We start from the raw sequence: 19,017 nt of genomic DNA, 5'->3' as shown, positions 1-19,017 counted from the left end.
TTGTAACGCTTTAATTACTGCTAACTTTGCTTTAGAACAGGGAAGAGTTGTTTTTGCGATTCCAGGAAATATAGATTCTCCTTATAGCGTAGGAACAAACAAGTTAATCAAAGAAGGGGCTATTCCTCTTTTATCCTTTGATAACATATTTGAGGAGTTACCTTTCTTAAAGAGAGAAGTTTTAGAAAGGGAACAAAAAATTCCTGAAGAGTTCAAAAAGATATATTCTGTTTTAAAAGAAAAGCCTATGAGTGTTGATGAACTTTCGGAAGTTTTAAAAGAAAATACTGCGGAAATAATGGCAAAACTCCTTGAAATGGAAGTAGCAGGAATAATAAAGAGAGACGGAAACTTTTATAGTGTTGTTTAATTTACCATCCTGAAAATTCTGTTTAGTCTTGGTAGGTGTTTTTCTCTATCCCAAGAGAAGAAGATAATTCTTGCTATCCCAACTATTTTATCCCTGTCTACAAATCCCCAAAAACGACTGTCGTAGCTGTTGTTCCTGTTATCACCCATAACAAAATACTTTCCTTTAGGAACAACTAAAACACCTACATTGTCTCCTTGAATGCCTGTCTTTAGGATCATATGTTTCTTTTCTCCATCTTTTGACCTTGGTAGGGACTCGTAGAAAATTTTTCCGTTGTTTGTTTCACCTTTCTCTTTGTAAGTATAGAATCCTGCAAACTCGTATTTACATGGTTTACCATTTATATAAACCTTGCCATTAATAATTTCTATCTTGTCTCCTGGGATACCAATAATCCTTTTGATGTAGTATATATCTTCATTTAATGGAAAATGAAAAACCACAACATCTCCTCTATCAGGTTCTCTGAAGTGGTAAGTTATCTTGTCAACTAAGATGAAATCTCCTATAAGCAAGCTTGGTATCATAGAACCTGATGGAATGTGAAAAGACTGAACAATGAAGGCTCTTATTATTAAAGCCAATATAAGGGCTATGGCAAATGATTTTAAGTTCTCTATTATCTTTTCTGTGTCCATAGATTCCTCCTTTAGAACCTGAATCCAACCATAATACTATTCGGAGTTATATTAAAGACAACCTTTTGTTTCTTAGTTAAATGTCTTTTGGAGAAAAAGTATCCTATTGAGAAACCAAGACCTGCTGACATTACTGTGTCGGATAACCAGTGTTTGTTCTTATAAATTCTTGCGATATTCACAGAAATTGGAATTAGGTAGAGAATTGGTTTATCGTAGTATACAGCAAAAGGTGTTATCATTGACCACGCTAAAGTTGTGTGACCAGAGGGAAAGGACATACAGTCAAAAGTTCCATCAAAAGGTTTAAACGTAAAAGGATCGTTTGAACAGTAAGGTCTTTGTCTACCTATTGCAACTTTTATTCCAACGGTGATTAGACCGGCAGTAAATCCAGCTTCTAATGATGTTAAGGAAGCCTCAGCCAATTTTTTGTTTTTCGTTAAATATCCTGTAGTTCCTAAGAATGCTATTGAAGGAAATAAAAGTTTATATTCACCAAAGTTATTAGTGAAGTCCGTAAAATCTGTAAGGAATTTACTTTGGTTTTTAGCTACTAGCTCCCTTACCTTTTCATCAAGGAGAAAACTTAATCCTAAAGCACTTCCAAAAATGGTAAGAGCTTTTTTATTTTTTTTCACTTCTTGAAATGTGTAAGAGACATCTTTGTAGTACTCGTTAAGAATTCCCCCAAAGGATTTTAGTGGAAAACAAAGAAATACAAAAATAAAAAGGAACATTCTTATCTTCATTGATTTTATTCTCCTTTTTATACTCCAATATTTCTAAACTTTTCGTACCTTTGCTTTACAAGGAGAGAAGGTGAAAGCTTTTCAAGTTCTTCTAAGGCTTTTTGAACATGTTCTTTAAAGTTTTTAAACGTTGTATCCCAATCTCTATGGGCTCCTTCAAGAGGTTCTGGGATTATCTCATCTATTATTCCAAGTTTTAGGAGGTCTTTTGACGTAAGTTTTAAAGCTTCTGAGGCTTCTTTAACCTTTTCTTGAGACTGCCAAAGGATCGCAGCACAACCTTCAGGAGATATAACCGAGTATATGGCGTTTTCAAGCATTAAGAGTTTATTAGCGACACTTATTGCTAAAGCTCCTCCAGAACCTCCTTCTCCAATAACAACACTAATGATAGGAACTTTCAGTTTTGCCATTTCAAAAAGGTTTCTTGCTATTGCTTCAGACTGTCCATGTTCTTCTGCTTCAATCCCAGGGAAAGCTCCGGGAGTATCAACCAAAGTAATTATCGGTTTTCCAAACTTTTCAGCAAGTTTCATAACTCTTAAAGCTTTCCTATAGTCTTCAGGAAGGGGCATTCCAAAGTTCCTTGCTATCTTTTCTTTTGTATCTCTTCCTTTTTCCTGTCCTATAACACAAACAGGTTTTCCGCAAAACTTTGCAAATCCTGCAATGATTGCCTTTCCATCTCCGTAGTGTCTGTCTCCATGAAGTTCTATAAAGTCTGTGAAAACGTTATTTATATAGTCTATTGCGTGGGGTCTATCTGGATGTCTTGCTATTTGGACTCTATCCCACGAGGAGAGGTTTTCGTAAAATTCTTTTATTTTCTTCTGGAACTTCTTTTCTATTTCCTCTATAACTTCTTTATCGTGTTTGCCCATACTTTTTAGTTCCTCTATCTTTTTTCTCAGTTTATCAACCTTCTTTTCAAATTCAAAGAGTGTTTGCATTTTTTCACCTCTACTGTAAAAGGATTCTTTCCTTGGGAATTATCCCTTGTAGTTCTTTTAAAACTGCAGGGTCAACAGGCAAAGTATAGTCTGGATGCGTTTGCAATTTTACAAAACAGTCTTTTAGTTTTGCTTCTATCACGATAGGTCTTCCTTTTGAACTTCTGTTTTTCTCTATGAACTCTTTTAAACGTCCTAAGAATTCGTCGTTAATTTCTTCTTCGTTTATTCTTATAATGATGTTATTTATTTCTTTTAGAAGCTTGTCGTTTAGTGGATATATTTCTTTTGCAATTATAGACTTTGTTTCCTCTTCTTCCCTAACGGTTCCTTCTATTACAACGACATTTCCTTCTGTTAGGAATTCCATTTTTTCTTTATAAACGTTTGGAAAGACCAAAATTGAAACTGTTCCTTCAAGGTCGGATATTTCTACTGTAGCCCAAAGATCTCCTCTTTGAGTTCTCTTTGTTGTAACGTCTGTAATTGCTCCTGCAAGTCTAACTTCCTGTTCGTCTTTCCACTCTTCTTTTTCGGAGGTTTTGTTAAATCCAAACTGAATAAATTCTTCATACTCTAAAAGAGGATGTCCAGAAAGATAGAAACCTATTGCTTGTCTTTCATACTCAAGTTTTATTCTGTCTGGCCACTCTTTGACCTTTGGGAATTCCTTGGGTATTACTTCTGTTTCGTTTCCAAACAAGCTCATAAGTCCTTTGCTTTTTGTTTTTTGAAGGCTTTGTGCTAAAGACATAGCTTTATCAAGAACTTCTAAGTTTGCAGCTCTTGAAACTTTCGTTGAGTCAAAAGCTCCTGCTTTTATAAGGGATTCAATAACTTTTCTGTTTACCTGTTTTAGATCCACTCTTTCGCAAAAGTCGTAAATGTCTTTAAACTCTCCTCCCTTTTCTCTTACTTCAACTATATGCTTAGCAGCCTTTTCTCCAACCCCTTTTATTCCTGCAAGTCCAAACCTTATTCCCTCGCCTTCTATGGAGAAGAAAGCATTACTTTTGTTTATGTCTGGTGGATAAACAGGAATTCCATTTTCTCTACAGTCCTTTATTAGTTTAACGATTTCGTCAGTTTTATCAAAGTCAAGAGATAGCATTACTGTCATCAGTTCTTTTGGATAGTGGGCTTTAAGATAAGCTGTGACATAGGCCAAAAACCCGTAAGCTGCTGAGTGGGATTTGTTGAATCCGTATTCTGCAAACTTTGCAATATCATCAAAAAGCTTTTCTATTTTCTCCTTTGGATATCCCCTCTCTACTGCTCTTGAAACAAAAATTTCTCTCTGCTCCTCCATTATCTCTTTCTTTTTCTTACCCATCGCACGGCGTAAAAGGTCCGCTTCTCCGAGAGAATATCCAGCAAGAACGTTTGCTATTTGCATGATCTGTTCTTGATAGATGAAAAGCCCGTAAGTTTCTTTTAGGATCGGCTCAAGCTCTGGGAATATGTAATCAACCTCTTCTTGACCGTGTTTACGTTTTATATAACTTTCTGCCATTCCTGAGTTTAAAGGTCCTGGACGGTAAAGTGCAACAAGGGCTATTATGTCTTCAAACACAGAAGGTTTTAGCCTTTTCATTAAATTTCTCATTCCTTGAGATTCAAGCTGGAATACTCCAATTGTGTTTCCTTCCTGGAGGAGTTTAAAGGTCTTTTCATCATCAAGTGGAAGTTTGTTTATGTCGATCTTTACTCCGTGTCTTTCTTCTATAAGTTTTATTGTTCTATCAATAATTGTGAGGGTCTTAAGACCCAAAAAGTCCATTTTCAAGAGTCCTAATGCTTCTACCTGTCCCATATCATACTGGGTAGTAATATCACCATCTTTACTCTTTGCAAGAGGAATGTAGTTGGTTAGAGTTTCAGGGGCGATAACAACTCCTGCAGCGTGAACACCGGTTTGTCTTGCAAGTCCCTGAAGTTTTGAAGCAATGTTTAAAAGCTTCTTTATTGTTTCATCTTTTTCTGCCATTTCTTTAATTTCTGGAGCTTTCTCTATTGCATCCTCTATGGACTTGGCATCGTTTGGAATAAGCTTTGCAAACTTATCAACCTCTTTTGGAGGAATTCCAAGGACTCTTCCTACATCTCTTACAACCATTTTTGTTTTCATAGTTCCAAAGGTGATTATCTGGCAAACCTTATCTTCTCCGTACTTTTCTCTAACGTATTGGATTACCCTATCCCTTCCTATCTGACATATGTCAACGTCTATATCGGGCATTGTTACCCTTTCTGGGTTAAGGAAACGTTCAAACAGGAGGTTAAACTTTAGGGGGTCTATATCTGTAATACCTATCGCATAGGCGACGAGTGAACCTGCAGCAGAACCTCTTCCAGGGCCAACAGGAATTCCATTTTTCTTTGCCCAGTTAATAAAGTCCCAAACGATTAAGAAATATCCTGGAAATCCCATTTGGGAAATTATTTTTAGTTCATGGTTGAGTCTTTCGTAGTATTTTCTTTTTGTTTCGCTGTCGGTAATACCTTGCTCTTTAAACCTTCTCTCAAGTCCTTTTTCTGCAAGTTCTCTTAAGAAGGACTCATAAGTATATCCTTCGGGAACGTTGTACTTAGGAAGCAGATACTCCGAAGATTCAAAAAGGGGTAAAGTGTCTTCTACCTTTTCTGCAACCTTTAAGGTGTTAAAGACAGCATGAGGGACTTCTTTGAAAACATTAAGCATTTCATTTGCATCTTTAAAGTAAAATTCCTTCGTTGGGAATCTCATTCTTTCTTTGTCTTGGAGTTTCTTACCAGTTTGAAGACACAAGAGAACATCGTGGGCTTCCCAGTCTTCTTTGTCTAAGTAGTGGGCATCGTTTGTCGCAACAAGTTCAATATCAAGTTTTTTAGAAAGTTCAATTAAGAACCTGTTGGCTTTTTTCTGCTCTTCTAGTCCATGGTCTTGTATTTCAAGGTAAAAGTCCTCTCCAAAAAGTTCCTTATACCACTTGGCAACTTTTACAGCTTCTTCTTCTTTTCCTTGAAGGTAAAGAAGCGGTATTTCTCCTTGGATACAAGCTGAAAGTGCTATAAGTCCTTCACGGTGCTTTTCTAAAACTTCTTTATCTATACGAGGCTTGTAATAAAAGCCCTCAACGAAACCTATAGTGCTAAGCTTCATTAAGTTTTTAAGTCCTATTTCATTTTTGGCAATGAGGACAAGGTGGTAACTTCCTTTTTCTCCTTCATCTCCCTTTTTCTTATCAAGCCTTGACCCTTTGGCTATATAGAACTCTTGTCCAATTATTGGTTTTATTCCTTCTTCCTTGCAGGGTGTGTAAAGTTCATAAGATGCATACATATTACCGTGGTCTGTAACGGCAACAGCAGGCATTCCATATTCTTTTGCTTTCTTAACAAGGTCTTTAATTTTTATTGCTCCATCGAGTAATGAATACTGGGAATGAAGGTGTAAGTGAACAAAATCACCTTTATTTGCCATTTGGAAACTCCTTCAGCAGAGAAATTCTGAGTTATGTTATAGTTAATGTAAGTTTAAATGCTAAACATACAAGCAGCTATTCCGTATGCACTTTCCTCATCACTTATCTTTATAACTTCATCCCATTTTCTAATGATGAATCCATTTTCTCTGGCAATGGTTGTGCATTCTTTTAATATGTTGTTAATCCTTCTCTTAACTGTCTCGTCCGCTTTACCTTCTTCATCGTAGTAATCTGTATAAACAACAATTGATCCAAACTGGATTTTGGAATTTTCTTTCTTTTTTGCCAATTTCAAAAATTCCTTTATCTCTTTTAAATCATCTTTTATAGGTTTTAAAGAGTTATTTTTCATAACCTTTACTTCAATGGCTCCTCGTGGAGAACCATCTTTCCACCAAACCGTTATGTCAAATCTACCGTTCAAGTTTAGGAATTTTGGGTAGCGTCCTGGATACTGTATAGCAGCGTTGTGAATAGTTTCTCCTATGTTACTCTCCAGTTCTAATAGTAGATTCAATTTGGATAGCTCCTCAAAAATTTTTGTTGTTATGAAGTATTCAGGAGCAGCCCATAACCATTCTCCGCCACTTGCTTTATAGTAAGCTTTCCGCGGCTAGTTTACTCCATTTACGCAATTTTTTAAAATTGCATCCATACTGGCGTTTAGTGGCATTTTGATCCTCCTTCTTCTTATAACTTTCGTTTATTATAGCGTTAGATGAGGGAAAAATAGATAGAGGCGAAAGAGATGACATACGTAGTTCACAGATGTGTAAAGTGTGACGTTTGTGGAGCAGTAAGTACACAAAGATCTGTAATGAGTTTCTCATACTTTGGGAATCCTTCTTTGGATTTCAGAAAGATTCCTCCTTTTTTCAACCTTCAAGTCTGTCCAAATTGCACTTATACGGATTATGAAATAGGATCTATCGAAATAGAAGATGAAGATCCTGAGATAGAAGAAATGTACGAAGAATTAGAATTAGGAACAGAGATAAAAGAGTTACTACGAAGACTAAAGGAAGAAGATGAAGAAGGGGAAGAGGAGGAAGGAGAGGAAATAGAGGAATCAAAAGTGAAAAGATTAAAAAAAGCAATTTCGAAAGAGAAAGAAGAGAAGGCAGAAACTGAAAGGGAATCATCTCAAGAGTCAAAAAATATTTCTTTTGAAGATGTTGAAAAGTGCGAGGCTTCTGCGTTATATGAAGGACTTAGCGCTGGAATGATTACTGAAGACGAGTTTATGGAAGAAATTGTTAGATGTTTTTACTTGGAAAATAATTTTCCTTTGAGAAAAGATTACTTAATAGAAACCAACATTTTGCCGGTAACGCTTCCTGTGTTAGATGAGAGTTTCAGAGTAAAATTTTTAAACTTTTCCTTAAGAAGGAGAAAAGAGGAAAAAGAGAAAAATAAAAAGAGCTTGAAAGTAGAGGTGTTTAAAAAATTACTTAAAGAAGGTAAATATGAGTTGATAATTTCTTATCTAAAAGAGGATGCTATTCGGAATTGGAAGGAGCTTGCCTATTTGTGGGCTTCTGTTATAAATGAGGAAACAGGTTTCTACTCTTCTGCTGGGATAAATGCTTTAAGTGTTTCCGACTACTTCTTAGAAGCCGATTCAGTATAGGGATTCCTGGAGGATTATCCACATCATTTAAGCGTTTACAAATACTACAGGATAATGGGCGATTGGATGAGAAAGAGAGCTCTATCTCTCCTTGTTAAAGCGATTCTTGAAGAAGAAACTTTCAGAGATAATTCTGTACTAGAAGGATTAACTCTAACCGAAATTGCACGTCAAATTAAGGAGTTTGAACTAGCAGAGCAATTTTTGATGTTAACGAAAGAAGCTTTTAATAAAATGGATTCAGAGTTTGACCCTCCTATGCGTGCCCGTTATAAAAAAGCCATAGAATATGCAGAACGGTTAATAGACAAAAGAGATTGGAAGTTTTACTGCTGGATACATAAAAAGCATATTTATTACCTCCATAAATATGAGGCACAAATGAAATAACTTAACAAAATTTTTACTTAAAAATGGTAATATACTGCCTGAAAAGTAGGCTGAACGGAGTTAGAGGTGAAAAAGGCAAGAGTTTTTGACTGGCTTTTTAGTAAGGTAGCTCTATTCTCCACTCTACTTGTTGTCATAATCTTAGGACTTCTTGCAATAGTTCTTTACAAGGAGTCATCCCTTTCTATAAACACTTTTGGTATTTGGGAGTTTATTACATCAACTACTTGGAATCCTCCACTTGAAAAATTCGGGGGAGCTCCTGCAATCTTTGGAACGATTGTAAGTACCTTTATTGCTATTCTGATAGCTGTACCTGTTGCGATTGGCATAGCCATTTTCTTAACAGAAATTGCACCACACTTTTTGAGAACTCCAGTAGGGGTTGCAGTCGAGCTTTTAGCAGCTATTCCAAGTATTATTTACGGTATGTGGGGACTTTTCTACTTTGCTCCTTTTATGAGGGATAAAGTTCAACCTATAATTCATGCAACCTTAGGGAAAATTCCCGTAATAGGCGAATGGTTCTCAGGCTTTACTCCCGGAATAGGTCTCCTTACAGCTTCTATTGTTCTTTCAATAATGATTCTGCCCTTTACTGCTGCTATTGCAAGAGATTCATTTAATATGGTTCCAAATATCTTAAAAGAGTCCGCATATGCACTTGGGGCAACTAAATGGGATGTTATGAAAGATGTTGTTATTCCTTACGCTAAGCTTGGAGTAATTGGAGGAATAATTCTTTCTCTTGGTAGATCTCTTGGTGAGACAATGGCTGTTACGTTTGTTATGGGTAATCAACCAATAATACCTCACTCAATACTGGAACCTGCTACTTCAATTACCGTTACTCTTGCTAACGAGTTTACAGAAGCCGATACAGACCTTTACCTTTCAAGCCTTTTCTACTTAGCTTTAATTCTCTTTGTAATGAGCTTTTTAATAATAGCAATTGGAAAGTTTGTATTCTTGAAAAAGGTTGAGAGGTAAAAGTTGGACGCAGTTAAAAGGAGAAAGATCGTAAACAACATTATTCTCGTCCTTTCGACTTTTGCAGCAATTTTTGGAATTGTGTGGCTTTTCTGGATATTGGGAACTCTTGCCTATAAAGGTTTCTCTGCCATTTCTTTAGATGTGTTTATAGGAGATCCACCTTCTCCTGGGGAAAATAGCGGAGGGCTTAAACACGCAATAGTTGGTCAGGCTCTAATAGTTTTAACGGCTACAGTTATTGGTATTCCTCTTGGAATTTTAGCAGGAACTTACATTGCTGAATACGGACAAAACAGTAGACTAGCAAAAGTTGTTAGAGACCTTTCAGATATAATGATGAGTATTCCTTCCATAGTAGTGGGTACTTTCATTTATGCCATTTTGGTAAAGCCGGTTGGACACTTTATGGGAATTGCTGGAGCTGTGTCTTTAGCAATTATGATGATTCCAATTATCTTAAGAACAACAGACGACATGTTAAGGCTTGTTCCTCCAGAACTTAGGGAAGCTGGATACGCTTTAGGAGCTACAAAGTTTAAGGTAATTAAGGACATAGTTTATAGGTCTGCCATTACAGGAATTTTAACAGGAGTAATTTTGTCTGTGGCAAGAATTGGAGGGGAAACAGCGCCTTTACTCTTTACATCCTTTAACAATAACTTTTTCACTCTTGATATGACTCAACCTATGGCATCTTTAACTGTTACTATGTACGATTACGCTATGAGCCCTTATGAGTACTGGCAAGAACTTGCTTGGGCAGCAGCTCTAATTCTCACAGTTAGCGTCTTGGGAGCAAACATTTTAGGTAGAGTTTTAGCTAGCTGGAAGTTCAAAAAGTAACTTGGAGGAGTGAGTTTATGGCGTTCATAATTGAAATAGAAGAGAATGCAAAAATTAGCGTAGAGAACCTTAATTTCTATTATGGAAGTAAACATGCTCTAAAGAACATATCCTTTAAAGTTCCTGAAAAGAGAATAACTGCTCTTATTGGTCCTTCTGGATGTGGAAAAACAACGCTTTTAAGGTGTTTTAACAGAATGCACGATCTTTACCCTGGAAATAGATACGAAGGAAAAATTTTACTTGATGGAGAAAATATCCTAGATAAAGATTATGATTTAATTAAATTAAGAAGTAGAGTTGGAATGGTTTTTCAAAAACCGACAGCTTTTCCTATGTCCATATTTGATAACGTTGCTTACGGGTTAAAACTTAAAGGAATAAAAAATAAATCGGAACTTGAAGACAGAGTAGAAAAAGCTTTAAAGGATGCTGCCCTTTGGGATGAGGTTAAAGACAGATTAAAGGATCCTGCTTCTGGACTTTCTGGAGGGCAACAGCAAAGACTCTGTATAGCAAGAGCTATTGCGGTAGAACCTGAAGTTCTCCTCTTTGATGAACCAACGTCTGCTTTAGACCCTATTTCAACTGCAAAGATAGAGGAACTTGTTGTTAGTTTTAGAGACAGATTGACAATAATAATAGTTACCCATAACATGCAACAAGCTGCGAGAGTTTCAGATTATACTGCCTTCATGTACCTTGGAGAGCTTATAGAGTTCAATAAAACCGAAGACCTATTTATAAAACCGAAAGAAAAACTAACTGAAGACTACATTACCGGAAGGTTCGGCTAAGTTTTTCTTTCTCTCCCTTTTTCTCCACCTACTTATTTTACTTCTGTTTTGTTACTAACTTTATAAGCTTTTCTTAATCCTTTGAAGTACATAACATTTTTGTTGTAAAATTAATAAAGAGTTTGAATTTACGAATCTTTTACAAAATGTTTACAAATTTTTAACAATGTGGTAGGATAGAAGAAGAATATGAAGGGAGGTTAGAGTGCTTTACAACTTCATAGTTTTTGTTATTGTTATGGCAATAGCAGGACTCTCGCTATGGCTTTTATCGGTAGCAATTTCCCCTCGAAATCCTCACCCTGTTAAAGAAGATACATACGAGTGTGGGCTTCCAGCTCCAGAACCAATAATCTCAAGTGTTAACTTTCAATATTACTTCTATGCGATCATCTTTATAGCTATGGACATAGCTGGAGTCTTTTTCGGTCTTTATGCTATTGGAAAGGGAGATCCCGCTTTTGGGTGGGTGTTTATTCTGTTCTCCTTTCTTCTAATGATTCCCCTATCCTACGTGATGCTTGGAGGAAGGAAATAATGATCTTAAAGTTCTTTGACTGGGCAAGGGCTAATTCTCCGTGGGGAGTGCACTTTTGTAGTGGTTGTTGCTCCTTAGAGATTTTAGCCCTCGTGGGACCCCGTTTTGATTGGGAAAGGTACGGCTTTATGATGACCCCAAGTCCAAAACAGGCAGACTTTATCATAGTTACAGGACTTGTTTCAAAAAAAGTTCTTCCAGTTCTCTTAAGAACTTACCAACAAATGCCGGAACCCCGTTATGTTTTTGGTATGGGAGCTTGTGCAGCTGGTGGAGGACCTTACTGGGATTCTGACTTTGTAGCTGTTGATGTTTCCCAGTACATTCCTTTTGATGTTTTTGTTGCAGGTTGTCCTCCAAATCCTGAAGCGATTTTGGAAGGATTTTTAAGACTTAAAAAAATAATTCTCAAAGATAGGGAAAATGCAGCCAAAAAGTATCCAAACAAAATGGAGCAAATAGAGTATTAAGGAGAGAAAATGTTAGAGGATGTTAAGAAAAAAGTGGATGAACTTTTTGGGTTCAAAACCGAGAGCTACGATACAAATATGCTTTTAATCTTTGGAGAGAAGGAAAAAATAAGGGATTTATTGAAATTTCTAAAAGACTTCGGTTTTAGCTATCCTCATACTATATCTGTTGTTGACTATACCCCAGAAGGTAGAGGTTTTGAGATTAACTACATCTTGGAAGATATCTACATAAAGAAGTTCGTAATAGTCAGAATAGAACTTTCTGAAAATAATCTAGCAGTTCCTAGTGTTTCAGATATTTTTCCAGCTTTACAGCCCCATGAGAGAGAAGCTTGGGAAATGTTTGGAGTTGAGTTTGTAGGAAATCCTCGGCTTGAAGTTATGCTCTTACCAGAGTGGGCAGAAGGAACATTTCCTTTGAGAAAGTCTTACCAGTTTAAAAAGCATCGCAAGGGGACTAAGTAATGGAGTTTGGATACGAGTTTATTCTTGAAGAGAAAAAAGAAGTAAGTGGCAGTGATCTAGGGCTTTTACAAGAGAAACTTCTTCAGCTTAACTGGGGAGTTCAACACCCGGCCAGCGGTCCTATGAGATTAAAGGTTTGGATTGATGGAGATGAGGTTGTAAAAGTTGACCCCGATATTGGATACGTTTTAAGACTTCTAGAGAAACTTGTTGAGTATAGAAATTGGATTAACGCGATTGTTAATGTAGAGAGGGCTTGCTTTATAGACAACTTTGGAACAATGGCAGGATATTCAATAGCTGCTGAAAAGATTGCTGGAATAGAAGTTCCCAAGAAAGCAGATTACATGAGGGTAATCCTTTGCGAGGGTGGAAGAATTGTAAGCCACCTACTTGGTCTTGGAGGATTTGTAGGAGTTTTAGGAGTTCATACTCCTTCCCAGTGGGCTCTTGTGGCAAGGGAAAAGTTCTTAGATGCTTTTGAAGTTTATTCAGGGCAGAGGATAGCTACATCTTCCATTATTCCAGGTGGAGTGAGATATGAACCAACGGGGAAGTTTATAGAAAAAATGGTTGAAGCAATAGATTACCTTGAGAAGGAGTTTATCCCTCGCTATGAAGAAGTCTTCATAGATAACCCCACTTTAAAACTTCGTTCGGTAGGTGTTGGCGTTGTTCCAAAAGAAAAAGCTGTTGAACTTGGACTTGCAGGTCCTGCTTTAAGGGCTTCTGGGGTAGCTTCAGATATAAGAAAGGACTATCCTTACGCTGCCTATGGAGATTTTGAGTTTAAAGTAGTTACAAGGGAAGAAGGGGACTCTTACGCAAGATACTGTGTTTTGTTTGATGAGATTAAAGAGTCTGCGAAGATAATAAGACAGGCAATAGAGGGATTTCCTGAAGGGGAATATAGAACAAAGTTTCCGATAAAGCTTCCAAAAGGAGAAGCTTACGTCAACGTTGAATGGGCACGGGGCTGTTTCGGTTTTCACCTTATAAGTAATGGAGGAACAGGCCCTTATAGACTTAAAATGAGAGCTCCTTCCTTTGCAAATCTTTGGGCAATGCCGGAAATAATGAAAGGAGTAAAGCTTGCCGATGTTCCTGTCATTTTTGCTTCCCTTTATATGTGTCATGGGGATATAGATAGGTAAAGGAGGAAAAATGGAAGCTTGGTTTAAAGCACTTGTATTTCCCGGTTTTCTCTTCTTACTTGTCGTGTTCTTGATAGTCTTTTACATGGAGAGAAAGATACTTGCAGATGTTCATCTTAGAGTTGGTCCTTACTACGTTGGAAAAAGGGGAATACTACAGACAACAGCAGATGTTTTTAAGCTTTTACAGAAAGAATTCATAATTCAGCGAAGGGCAAATAAACTCCTTTTTTCTCTTATTCCTTTCGTTGCTTTCCTAATGGTTGCAATTTTAATAGCCTTTATTCCTTTTTCCGATAGTTCTTTTATAGTCAGTACAAGCTTTGATCTTCTCATCGCTTTAGCAATCGTTACAAGTATGCCCCCAATCTTCTTTTACGCAGGTTGGGCGTCAAAGAGTAAGTATCCTTTCATCGGTGGATTAAGAGTTGTTAATCAAATGATTTCTGGAGAAATTCCCCTTTGGCTTTCTGCCCTTTCTGCTGCTGTCTTTTACGGAACGCTAAACCACATGGAAATAGTAGAAAAAAGTTCTCTAATAAGCTTTTTGATCCTTTTTCCTGCTTTTTTAATTTTTATCACAGCAGCTTTAATAGTTACAGATAGACCTCCCTTTGATATTCCAGAGGCAGAACAGGAAATAGTTTACGGTTTCTTAACGGAGTTTGGAGGATTTAACTATGCAATTCTTGTTCTATCAAAGCTTATAGAACTTTTTGCTCTTTATGCCCTTGCTGCAACTCTTTTCCTGGGGGGATATAAAGGAATTTTCTTTTCAGGAGTTTTCTGGCTTATTGCAAAGATGGTTCTTTTATACCTCTTCACTTTTGTTGTAAGAGCTTCTACACCAAGGATAAGAATGGATCAACTTCTCAAGTTCTGTTGGAAGATTTTAACTCCTTTAGCGCTACTTAACCTTGTCTTTGTTACTGCTGTAAAGATGATTCTTTCTTAAGGAAGGAGTGAACATGGAGTTAAAAAACGCTGTTAAGTTACCAATAGAGATTACTAAAAAGGTAATCAGAATAACGAAAGCAATTTTTGAACCAAAAGCTACAGAAATTTGGTGGGACAAGGGAATAGAAAGGGAGTATAACTACAGAGGAAAGCACATTATACGAGCTGACCTTTGTATTGGTTGTAGCCTTTGCGCAAGAGCTTGCCCTGTCAACTGTATAGAAATGATACCGACTGGAGTAAAGAAACCAAGAGCTGTTCCCCGTGTGAGAGCTAATGAATGTATCTTCTGCGGTTTCTGTGAAGATGCTTGTCCTGTGAAACCTAAAAAAGCTATAAGGCTAACAAAAGATTACAGGATGTTTGTTGAACCGGCTATTTGGGAAAACCTATCGCAGTTTGTTTTTGAACCGGAAAATTTAGAAGAAACAATAGAGAAAGCAAAGCTTTTTGAAGAAAAAATGGAAAAGAAAAAGCTTGAAGCTTTGAAAAAGCAGGAAAAGGGAGAGGAAAAATGAATGTCTATTTTTGGATTATCTACGCAGTAATCATAGCTTCCGCAATTGTTGCTTTAGAAGCTACTTCTCTCCTTTGGGCTGCAATAGCCTTTGTCGTTCTTCTATCGGAAATAGCTCTTGTCTACTTTGGAATAGGAATGCCAGTTCTTGGAAGCGTTCAACTTGCCATATATGCTGGTGGAGTTACTATTCTTGTTCTCTTTGCAATTATGATGATTGGGGAAAGTTATAAAAAACCTAAGGGGAAAGCAATAGGTGCTATTGTCTTAAGTCTTTTAATACTTACCATTGGAACGGTTCTTTCTTTTTTAAGCGCAATAGACACTTTCCCTTATGCCGTTTACTCAACTAAGTATCTTGGAACCGTTTTTGTAGAAAAGTACTCGTTTTTCACAATAGTTCTTGGATTTATTGTTTCTGCAATTCTTTACATGGCAAATGCAATTATTACGAAGAAGAAGGAGGAAAAGTAGATGTTACTTGAGGCTGATGTTCATGCATATCTTTTCCTGTCTTTTTCACTATTTGCTGTTGGAGTCTATGGGCTTTTATCAAGAAAGTCGGTAATAAGAATGCTCTTCTCAGTAGAAATGATTATCAATGCAGCAAACTTAAACTTTGTGATCTTTTCGGCCCAAAGAGGTATAGAGGGTCAAATCTTTACATTTTTCACAATAGGTCTTGCTGCTCTTGAAGCTGCTGTTGGACTAGCGATAGTCATCGTCTTCTATAAACGTTTTGGGGAAGTTATACCATCCAAAATTAAAAACTTGAGGTGGTAAGATGGAAAAGTTTGCTTACCTAAATATAGGAATTTTCTTTCTTGGAAGTATTTTAGCTTTCCTTGTAGGGAAGTTTACAAATAGATGGAACTCGTTTTATGTAGCGGTTGTTACAGGATTAATTGGCTTTGGAATATCTACATATATAGCCCTTAACATAGGGGAATCTCCTGTTGTACATGAGTTTGAGTGGTTTAAATTTGGAAGCTTTTCTGTTCCTCTCGGTATTTATGTTGATAACTTGGCCATACTTATGGCTTTGATAGCTACAGGAATAGGGCTTTTGGACATTATCTTTTCGAAAGGATATATGGAGGAAGACAGTTCTCCCCACAGGTATTACTTCGAAAAGCTCTTTTTCATCGGTTCTATGGTTGGATTGGTCTTTGCAAGTAATCTTATAGGTCTTTACATCTTTTGGGAAGGTGTGGGACTTTGTTCCTACTTACTTATTGGTTACTGGTATTGGAAAAGAAGTGCAGCAGAGGCTGCCCTTAAAGCATTTGTTATGACGAGATTTGCCGATGTTTTTATGTTTGCAGGAATTATTGTTGCTTGGGTTTTGCTTGGAACGGTTAACTTCCTAGAGCTTAATGCTTTAAGTGTTATTCATGCATTCAGTGTAGAACTTGGATTTTTAATAGCAACACTCCTTTTTATTGGAGCCATTGGAAAGTCAGCTCAATTTCCTCTTTTTCCTTGGCTTCTAGATGCAATGGAAGGTCCAACGACCGTTTCTGCTCTTATTCACGCTGCTACTATGGTTAATGCTGGAATTTACCTTGTTGCAAGGATGTTTCCATTCTTTGACTATTCCAACGTTCTCATAATCGTTGCTTTTGTAGGTGCTATTTCCGCTTTTATAGCTGCTACTGGGGCGTTAGCTCATAGGGAAATAAAGAAAGTTCTCGCTTTTTCCACTATGGAACACTTAGCCTTAATGTTTGTTGCCTTAGGGGTTGGATCGGCTGCTGCGGGAATTTTTCATCTTATGAATCACGCTATTTTTAAAGCACTTCTCTTCCTTTCAGCAGGTGCTGTAATTCATATGACTCACCACACTAAGGATGCTTTCAAGCTTGGAGGACTTTACAAGTTTATGCCCCAAACTGCTATTCTTTTCTTGGTAGGTATCTTGGCTCTTTCGGGAATTCCTCCTTTCAACGGTTTCTTCAGTAAAGACTGGATACTTGCAGAATCTTTCAGTTTCGGTAATCCATTTCTTTTTGGTCTTACTTTTGTAGCAGCTGTTCTTTCTGTAGCTTACGGGTTTAGACTGTGGTTTGTCATCTTTACAGGAAATCCTTCTGAATTTTCCCAAAGAGCCAAAGAAAGTTATCCAATAATGCTTTTTCCTCTTTACGTTCTTGCAACTTTAACTATCCTAACAGCTTTCTATAAGGAAGACATAGTTCATTTCTTGTTTGAAAACGTCCATGAACCATTCTACGCAAACCTATTTGTTGCCACGATGGTTGCAATGTTTGTCCTTTTCGTGCTTACCTACTTCATCTACTTCAAAAGGGCAGTTACGACCCAAAAGTTTCTATCCCACCCAATGGGAGAGGCTATAAACACTTTCCTTTACAAGGGCTGGATGGTAGATGATGCGATAAAGTGGATTTGTAGAAACATATTCTACGGTTCGATTGCTAAGGCTGTTGAGTGGATTGATACTAAAGTGGTTGATGGAGCGGTAAACGGCACTGCGAGACTTTCTTTGTGGTGTTGGGACAGGTTTAGAAAGATACAGACTGGAGATCTAATTCACTACCTTACTTACTTTGCCATGGGTGTTATAGCACTTTCACTTCTTATCTTAGTCTTCTAAAGGGGGAGTAAATGGTTCTTCTTAGTATGATTTTAGTTCCAGTCATTGCAGCGCCATTTGCTTACTTAGCAGAGAAGATAAGTAAAGACCTTCCAAAATACATTTCTCTTGCTGTTTCCTTCTTTTTGGCACTTTGCACTACATACTTGGTAGTAAAATACCCGGGTAGTGGTTTTGCTTTCGAAGAATTCTATCCTATTTATCCTCCTCTTGACTTTAATCTCCACCTTGCAGTTGATGGCATTTCCTTAGTTCTTTTAGTGATTACTTCTTTCTTAGCTATTACAGTGACCCTTTCCTCTTGGAACGTAGAAAAGAGTGGAGCTTACTTTTTCCTAATTTTATTGTTCCTTGGACCTATGGTTGGAGTTTTTGTCTCTCTTAATCTTCTTTGGTTCTTTATTTTTTGGGAATTTACTCTTGTTCCGATGTTCTTCCACATTGGTATTTGGGGAGCAGAAAACAGAATTTACGCAGCTATGAAGTTTTTCATATACACCCATCTTGCAAGCGTTTTCCTCCTTCTTGGAATAGTTGTTCTTTTTCTGAATACACACACATTTGACTTTCTAAACTTAGCAGGGGTTTCTTTAGATACAAGTGTTGCAAAGCTTGTTTGGATTTTAATGTTCATAGGGTTTGCTGTAAAAATGCCTATTGTTCCTTTTCATACTTGGCTTCCCGATGCTCACGTTCAAGCCCCCTCTCCAATTTCCGTTTTCTTGGCAGGACTTCTTTTGAAAATGGGAGCTTATGGTCTTTTGAGGTGGGAATTATTTGTTCTACCTGAAGAATCTAAATTTTTTGCCCCTCTTATGGCTTTTATAGCTGTTTTGACAATTTTCTACGCGGGATTTAGAGCGCTTGCCGAGGATCACATTAAAAGAATGGTTGCTTATTCAAGTATCAACCATATGGGATTTGTTCTGTTGGGACTTTCTGTTCTTACGGCAAGCGGAATATCTGCAGCAATTTACGAAATGGTAGGACACGCTTTGATAATTTCTCTTCTTTTTATGGTTGCTGGTTATATCCACCACAAAACCCATACTTGGTACATTTCTGAGCTTGGTGGACTTATGAAAAAGATTCCTGTTCTTATGACAATGTTTGTAATTGGAGTTCTTGCAGCTGTTGGACTCCCTGGAACTGCAGGTTTTGTTGGGGAACTTACCGTAATGGTTTCTGCATTTGAATACTACGGGTGGATTATGATTATCGTTCCCCTAGCGAGTGCCTTAAGTGCTGGGTTCTTTATGTGGATGCTTCAAAGAGCTGTTTTTGGTCCTCTCAAAGACTCTTTTAAGGGATTAAGTAGCCTAAAAGAACTTAGCCTAATAGAAAATATACCCCTTGCAATGTACATACTTGCCTTTATCCTTGTTGGAATTGTTCCTTCTGTTGTCTTTGATGTCTATAACCTAAGTGTTGATACCCTTTCACAACTTTTTAAATAGGAGGTTCAG

At 37.2% G+C, this 19,017-nt stretch carries 21 protein-coding genes; 16 read left to right on the top strand and 5 right to left on the bottom strand.

From position 1 onward, the window contains the following. Positions 1-370, top strand: a 370-nt coding sequence (locus ABGX27_03870) for a DNA-processing protein DprA (protein MEO2068629.1), incomplete at its 5' end; no start/stop codon positions are given. Here ABGX27_03870 and lepB read toward each other — a convergent pair. From lepB to ABGX27_03845, 5 genes are read right to left on the bottom strand one after another with little or no spacing between them, the layout of a single operon-like run. Continuing rightward, complete coding sequence (lepB, locus tag ABGX27_03865; GenBank protein ID MEO2068628.1) at positions 367-1,011, bottom strand: signal peptidase I; 645 nt, start codon at positions 1,009-1,011, stop codon at positions 367-369. The genes ABGX27_03870 and lepB overlap by 4 nt on opposite strands. 11 nt (positions 1,012-1,022) lie before the next feature. Beyond that, positions 1,023-1,763, bottom strand: a complete 741-nt coding sequence (locus ABGX27_03860) for a phosphatase PAP2 family protein (protein ID MEO2068627.1) — start codon at positions 1,761-1,763, stop codon at positions 1,023-1,025. Positions 1,764-1,780: 17 nt separating this feature from the next. Next, positions 1,781-2,713, bottom strand: a complete 933-nt coding sequence (locus tag ABGX27_03855; GenBank protein ID MEO2068626.1) for an acetyl-CoA carboxylase carboxyltransferase subunit alpha — start codon at positions 2,711-2,713, stop codon at positions 1,781-1,783. A 10-nt stretch (positions 2,714-2,723) separates the two neighbouring features. After that, on the bottom strand, positions 2,724-6,176 hold the full coding sequence (gene dnaE, locus ABGX27_03850; GenBank protein MEO2068625.1) for a DNA polymerase III subunit alpha: 3,453 nt from the start codon (positions 6,174-6,176) through the stop codon (positions 2,724-2,726). Between the two features lie 53 nt (positions 6,177-6,229). After that, positions 6,230-6,697 carry a hypothetical protein gene (locus ABGX27_03845; protein MEO2068624.1) on the bottom strand — a complete coding sequence of 156 codons (468 nt, stop codon included), beginning with the start codon at positions 6,695-6,697 and terminating at the stop codon, positions 6,230-6,232. Between the two features lie 231 nt (positions 6,698-6,928). Between ABGX27_03845 and ABGX27_03840 the strand changes: the two genes are divergently transcribed. The 15 genes from ABGX27_03840 to ABGX27_03770 all read left to right on the top strand — a co-directional run bounded on the left by ABGX27_03840 (position 6,929) and on the right by ABGX27_03770 (position 19,008). After that, positions 6,929-7,810 (top strand): hypothetical protein, encoded by an 882-nt coding sequence (locus tag ABGX27_03840; GenBank protein ID MEO2068623.1) that lies wholly within the window; start codon positions 6,929-6,931, stop codon positions 7,808-7,810. Positions 7,811-7,876: 66 nt separating this feature from the next. Further along, on the top strand, positions 7,877-8,200 hold the full coding sequence (locus ABGX27_03835; GenBank protein ID MEO2068622.1) for a hypothetical protein: 324 nt from the start codon (positions 7,877-7,879) through the stop codon (positions 8,198-8,200). A gap of 66 nt (positions 8,201-8,266) precedes the next feature. Beyond that, positions 8,267-9,190 carry a phosphate ABC transporter permease subunit PstC gene (pstC, locus tag ABGX27_03830; GenBank protein MEO2068621.1) on the top strand — a complete coding sequence of 308 codons (924 nt, stop codon included), beginning with the start codon at positions 8,267-8,269 and terminating at the stop codon, positions 9,188-9,190. A 3-nt stretch (positions 9,191-9,193) separates the two neighbouring features. Further along, positions 9,194-10,036 (top strand): phosphate ABC transporter permease PstA, encoded by an 843-nt coding sequence (pstA, locus tag ABGX27_03825; GenBank protein MEO2068620.1) that lies wholly within the window; start codon positions 9,194-9,196, stop codon positions 10,034-10,036. A gap of 17 nt (positions 10,037-10,053) precedes the next feature. Further along, entirely contained in the window at positions 10,054-10,833 is a 780-nt protein-coding gene (pstB, locus tag ABGX27_03820) for a phosphate ABC transporter ATP-binding protein PstB (GenBank protein ID MEO2068619.1), read from the top strand. Between the two features lie 205 nt (positions 10,834-11,038). Beyond that, positions 11,039-11,371, top strand: a complete 333-nt coding sequence (locus ABGX27_03815) for an NADH-quinone oxidoreductase subunit A (protein ID MEO2068618.1) — start codon at positions 11,039-11,041, stop codon at positions 11,369-11,371. After that, positions 11,371-11,841, top strand: a complete 471-nt coding sequence (nuoB, locus tag ABGX27_03810; GenBank protein ID MEO2068617.1) for an NADH-quinone oxidoreductase subunit NuoB — start codon at positions 11,371-11,373, stop codon at positions 11,839-11,841. Before ABGX27_03815 ends, nuoB begins: the two co-directional genes overlap by 1 nt. Positions 11,842-11,850: 9 nt before the next feature. Further along, on the top strand, positions 11,851-12,309 hold the full coding sequence (locus tag ABGX27_03805) for an NADH-quinone oxidoreductase subunit C (protein ID MEO2068616.1): 459 nt from the start codon (positions 11,851-11,853) through the stop codon (positions 12,307-12,309). Further along, positions 12,309-13,463, top strand: a complete 1,155-nt coding sequence (locus tag ABGX27_03800; protein MEO2068615.1) for an NADH dehydrogenase subunit D — start codon at positions 12,309-12,311, stop codon at positions 13,461-13,463. Before ABGX27_03805 ends, ABGX27_03800 begins: the two co-directional genes overlap by 1 nt. Positions 13,464-13,473: 10 nt before the next feature. Next, positions 13,474-14,418 (top strand): complex I subunit 1 family protein, encoded by a 945-nt coding sequence (locus ABGX27_03795; protein MEO2068614.1) that lies wholly within the window; start codon positions 13,474-13,476, stop codon positions 14,416-14,418. 13 nt (positions 14,419-14,431) lie between these two features. Beyond that, the gene (locus tag ABGX27_03790; protein MEO2068613.1) at positions 14,432-14,938 is read left to right on the top strand and encodes a 4Fe-4S binding protein; all 507 of its coding nucleotides are present in this window, start codon (positions 14,432-14,434) and stop codon (positions 14,936-14,938) included. After that, entirely contained in the window at positions 14,935-15,411 is a 477-nt protein-coding gene (locus ABGX27_03785) for an NADH-quinone oxidoreductase subunit J (protein MEO2068612.1), read from the top strand. The genes ABGX27_03790 and ABGX27_03785 overlap by 4 nt, the downstream gene beginning before the upstream one ends. Then, positions 15,412-15,720: an NADH-quinone oxidoreductase subunit NuoK gene (gene nuoK / locus ABGX27_03780; GenBank protein ID MEO2068611.1), complete on the top strand. Its 309-nt coding sequence runs from the start codon at positions 15,412-15,414 to the stop codon at positions 15,718-15,720. A 1-nt stretch (position 15,721) separates the two neighbouring features. Then, positions 15,722-17,551 carry an NADH-quinone oxidoreductase subunit L gene (locus ABGX27_03775; protein MEO2068610.1) on the top strand — a complete coding sequence of 610 codons (1,830 nt, stop codon included), beginning with the start codon at positions 15,722-15,724 and terminating at the stop codon, positions 17,549-17,551. 11 nt (positions 17,552-17,562) lie between these two features. Further along, entirely contained in the window at positions 17,563-19,008 is a 1,446-nt protein-coding gene (locus ABGX27_03770; GenBank protein ID MEO2068609.1) for an NADH-quinone oxidoreductase subunit M, read from the top strand. The last annotated feature ends 9 nt before the right edge of the window (positions 19,009-19,017 follow it).

The sequence above is a fragment of the Desulfurobacteriaceae bacterium genome (genome assembly GCA_039832905.1).
Lineage (GTDB): Bacteria > Aquificota > Aquificia > Desulfurobacteriales > Desulfurobacteriaceae > Desulfurobacterium.
The sequence above is the reverse complement of the archived record's forward strand: the minus strand, read 5'-3'. Positions and strand labels throughout refer to the sequence as shown.

Excerpts from the sequence above, each read along its gene's own strand:
- ABGX27_03855 (MEO2068626.1), bottom strand. The coding sequence starts at position 2,713 with ATGCAAACACTCTTTGAATTTGAAAAGAAGGTTGATAAACTGAGAAAA.
- ABGX27_03840 (MEO2068623.1), top strand. The coding sequence starts at position 6,929 with ATGACATACGTAGTTCACAGATGTGTAAAGTGTGACGTTTGTGGAGCA.
- ABGX27_03835 (MEO2068622.1), top strand. The coding sequence starts at position 7,877 with ATGAGAAAGAGAGCTCTATCTCTCCTTGTTAAAGCGATTCTTGAAGAA.
- ABGX27_03805 (MEO2068616.1), top strand. The coding sequence starts at position 11,851 with ATGTTAGAGGATGTTAAGAAAAAAGTGGATGAACTTTTTGGGTTCAAA.
- lepB (MEO2068628.1), bottom strand. The coding sequence starts at position 1,011 with ATGGACACAGAAAAGATAATAGAGAACTTAAAATCATTTGCCATAGCC.
- ABGX27_03785 (MEO2068612.1), top strand. The coding sequence starts at position 14,935 with ATGAATGTCTATTTTTGGATTATCTACGCAGTAATCATAGCTTCCGCA.
- ABGX27_03795 (MEO2068614.1), top strand. The coding sequence starts at position 13,474 with ATGGAAGCTTGGTTTAAAGCACTTGTATTTCCCGGTTTTCTCTTCTTA.
- nuoB (MEO2068617.1), top strand. The coding sequence starts at position 11,371 with ATGATCTTAAAGTTCTTTGACTGGGCAAGGGCTAATTCTCCGTGGGGA.
- ABGX27_03775 (MEO2068610.1), top strand. The coding sequence starts at position 15,722 with ATGGAAAAGTTTGCTTACCTAAATATAGGAATTTTCTTTCTTGGAAGT.
- ABGX27_03860 (MEO2068627.1), bottom strand. The coding sequence starts at position 1,763 with ATGAAGATAAGAATGTTCCTTTTTATTTTTGTATTTCTTTGTTTTCCA.
- ABGX27_03770 (MEO2068609.1), top strand. The coding sequence starts at position 17,563 with ATGGTTCTTCTTAGTATGATTTTAGTTCCAGTCATTGCAGCGCCATTT.
- ABGX27_03790 (MEO2068613.1), top strand. The coding sequence starts at position 14,432 with ATGGAGTTAAAAAACGCTGTTAAGTTACCAATAGAGATTACTAAAAAG.
- dnaE (MEO2068625.1), bottom strand. The coding sequence starts at position 6,176 with ATGGCAAATAAAGGTGATTTTGTTCACTTACACCTTCATTCCCAGTAT.
- nuoK (MEO2068611.1), top strand. The coding sequence starts at position 15,412 with ATGTTACTTGAGGCTGATGTTCATGCATATCTTTTCCTGTCTTTTTCA.
- ABGX27_03800 (MEO2068615.1), top strand. The coding sequence starts at position 12,309 with ATGGAGTTTGGATACGAGTTTATTCTTGAAGAGAAAAAAGAAGTAAGT.
- pstB (MEO2068619.1), top strand. The coding sequence starts at position 10,054 with ATGGCGTTCATAATTGAAATAGAAGAGAATGCAAAAATTAGCGTAGAG.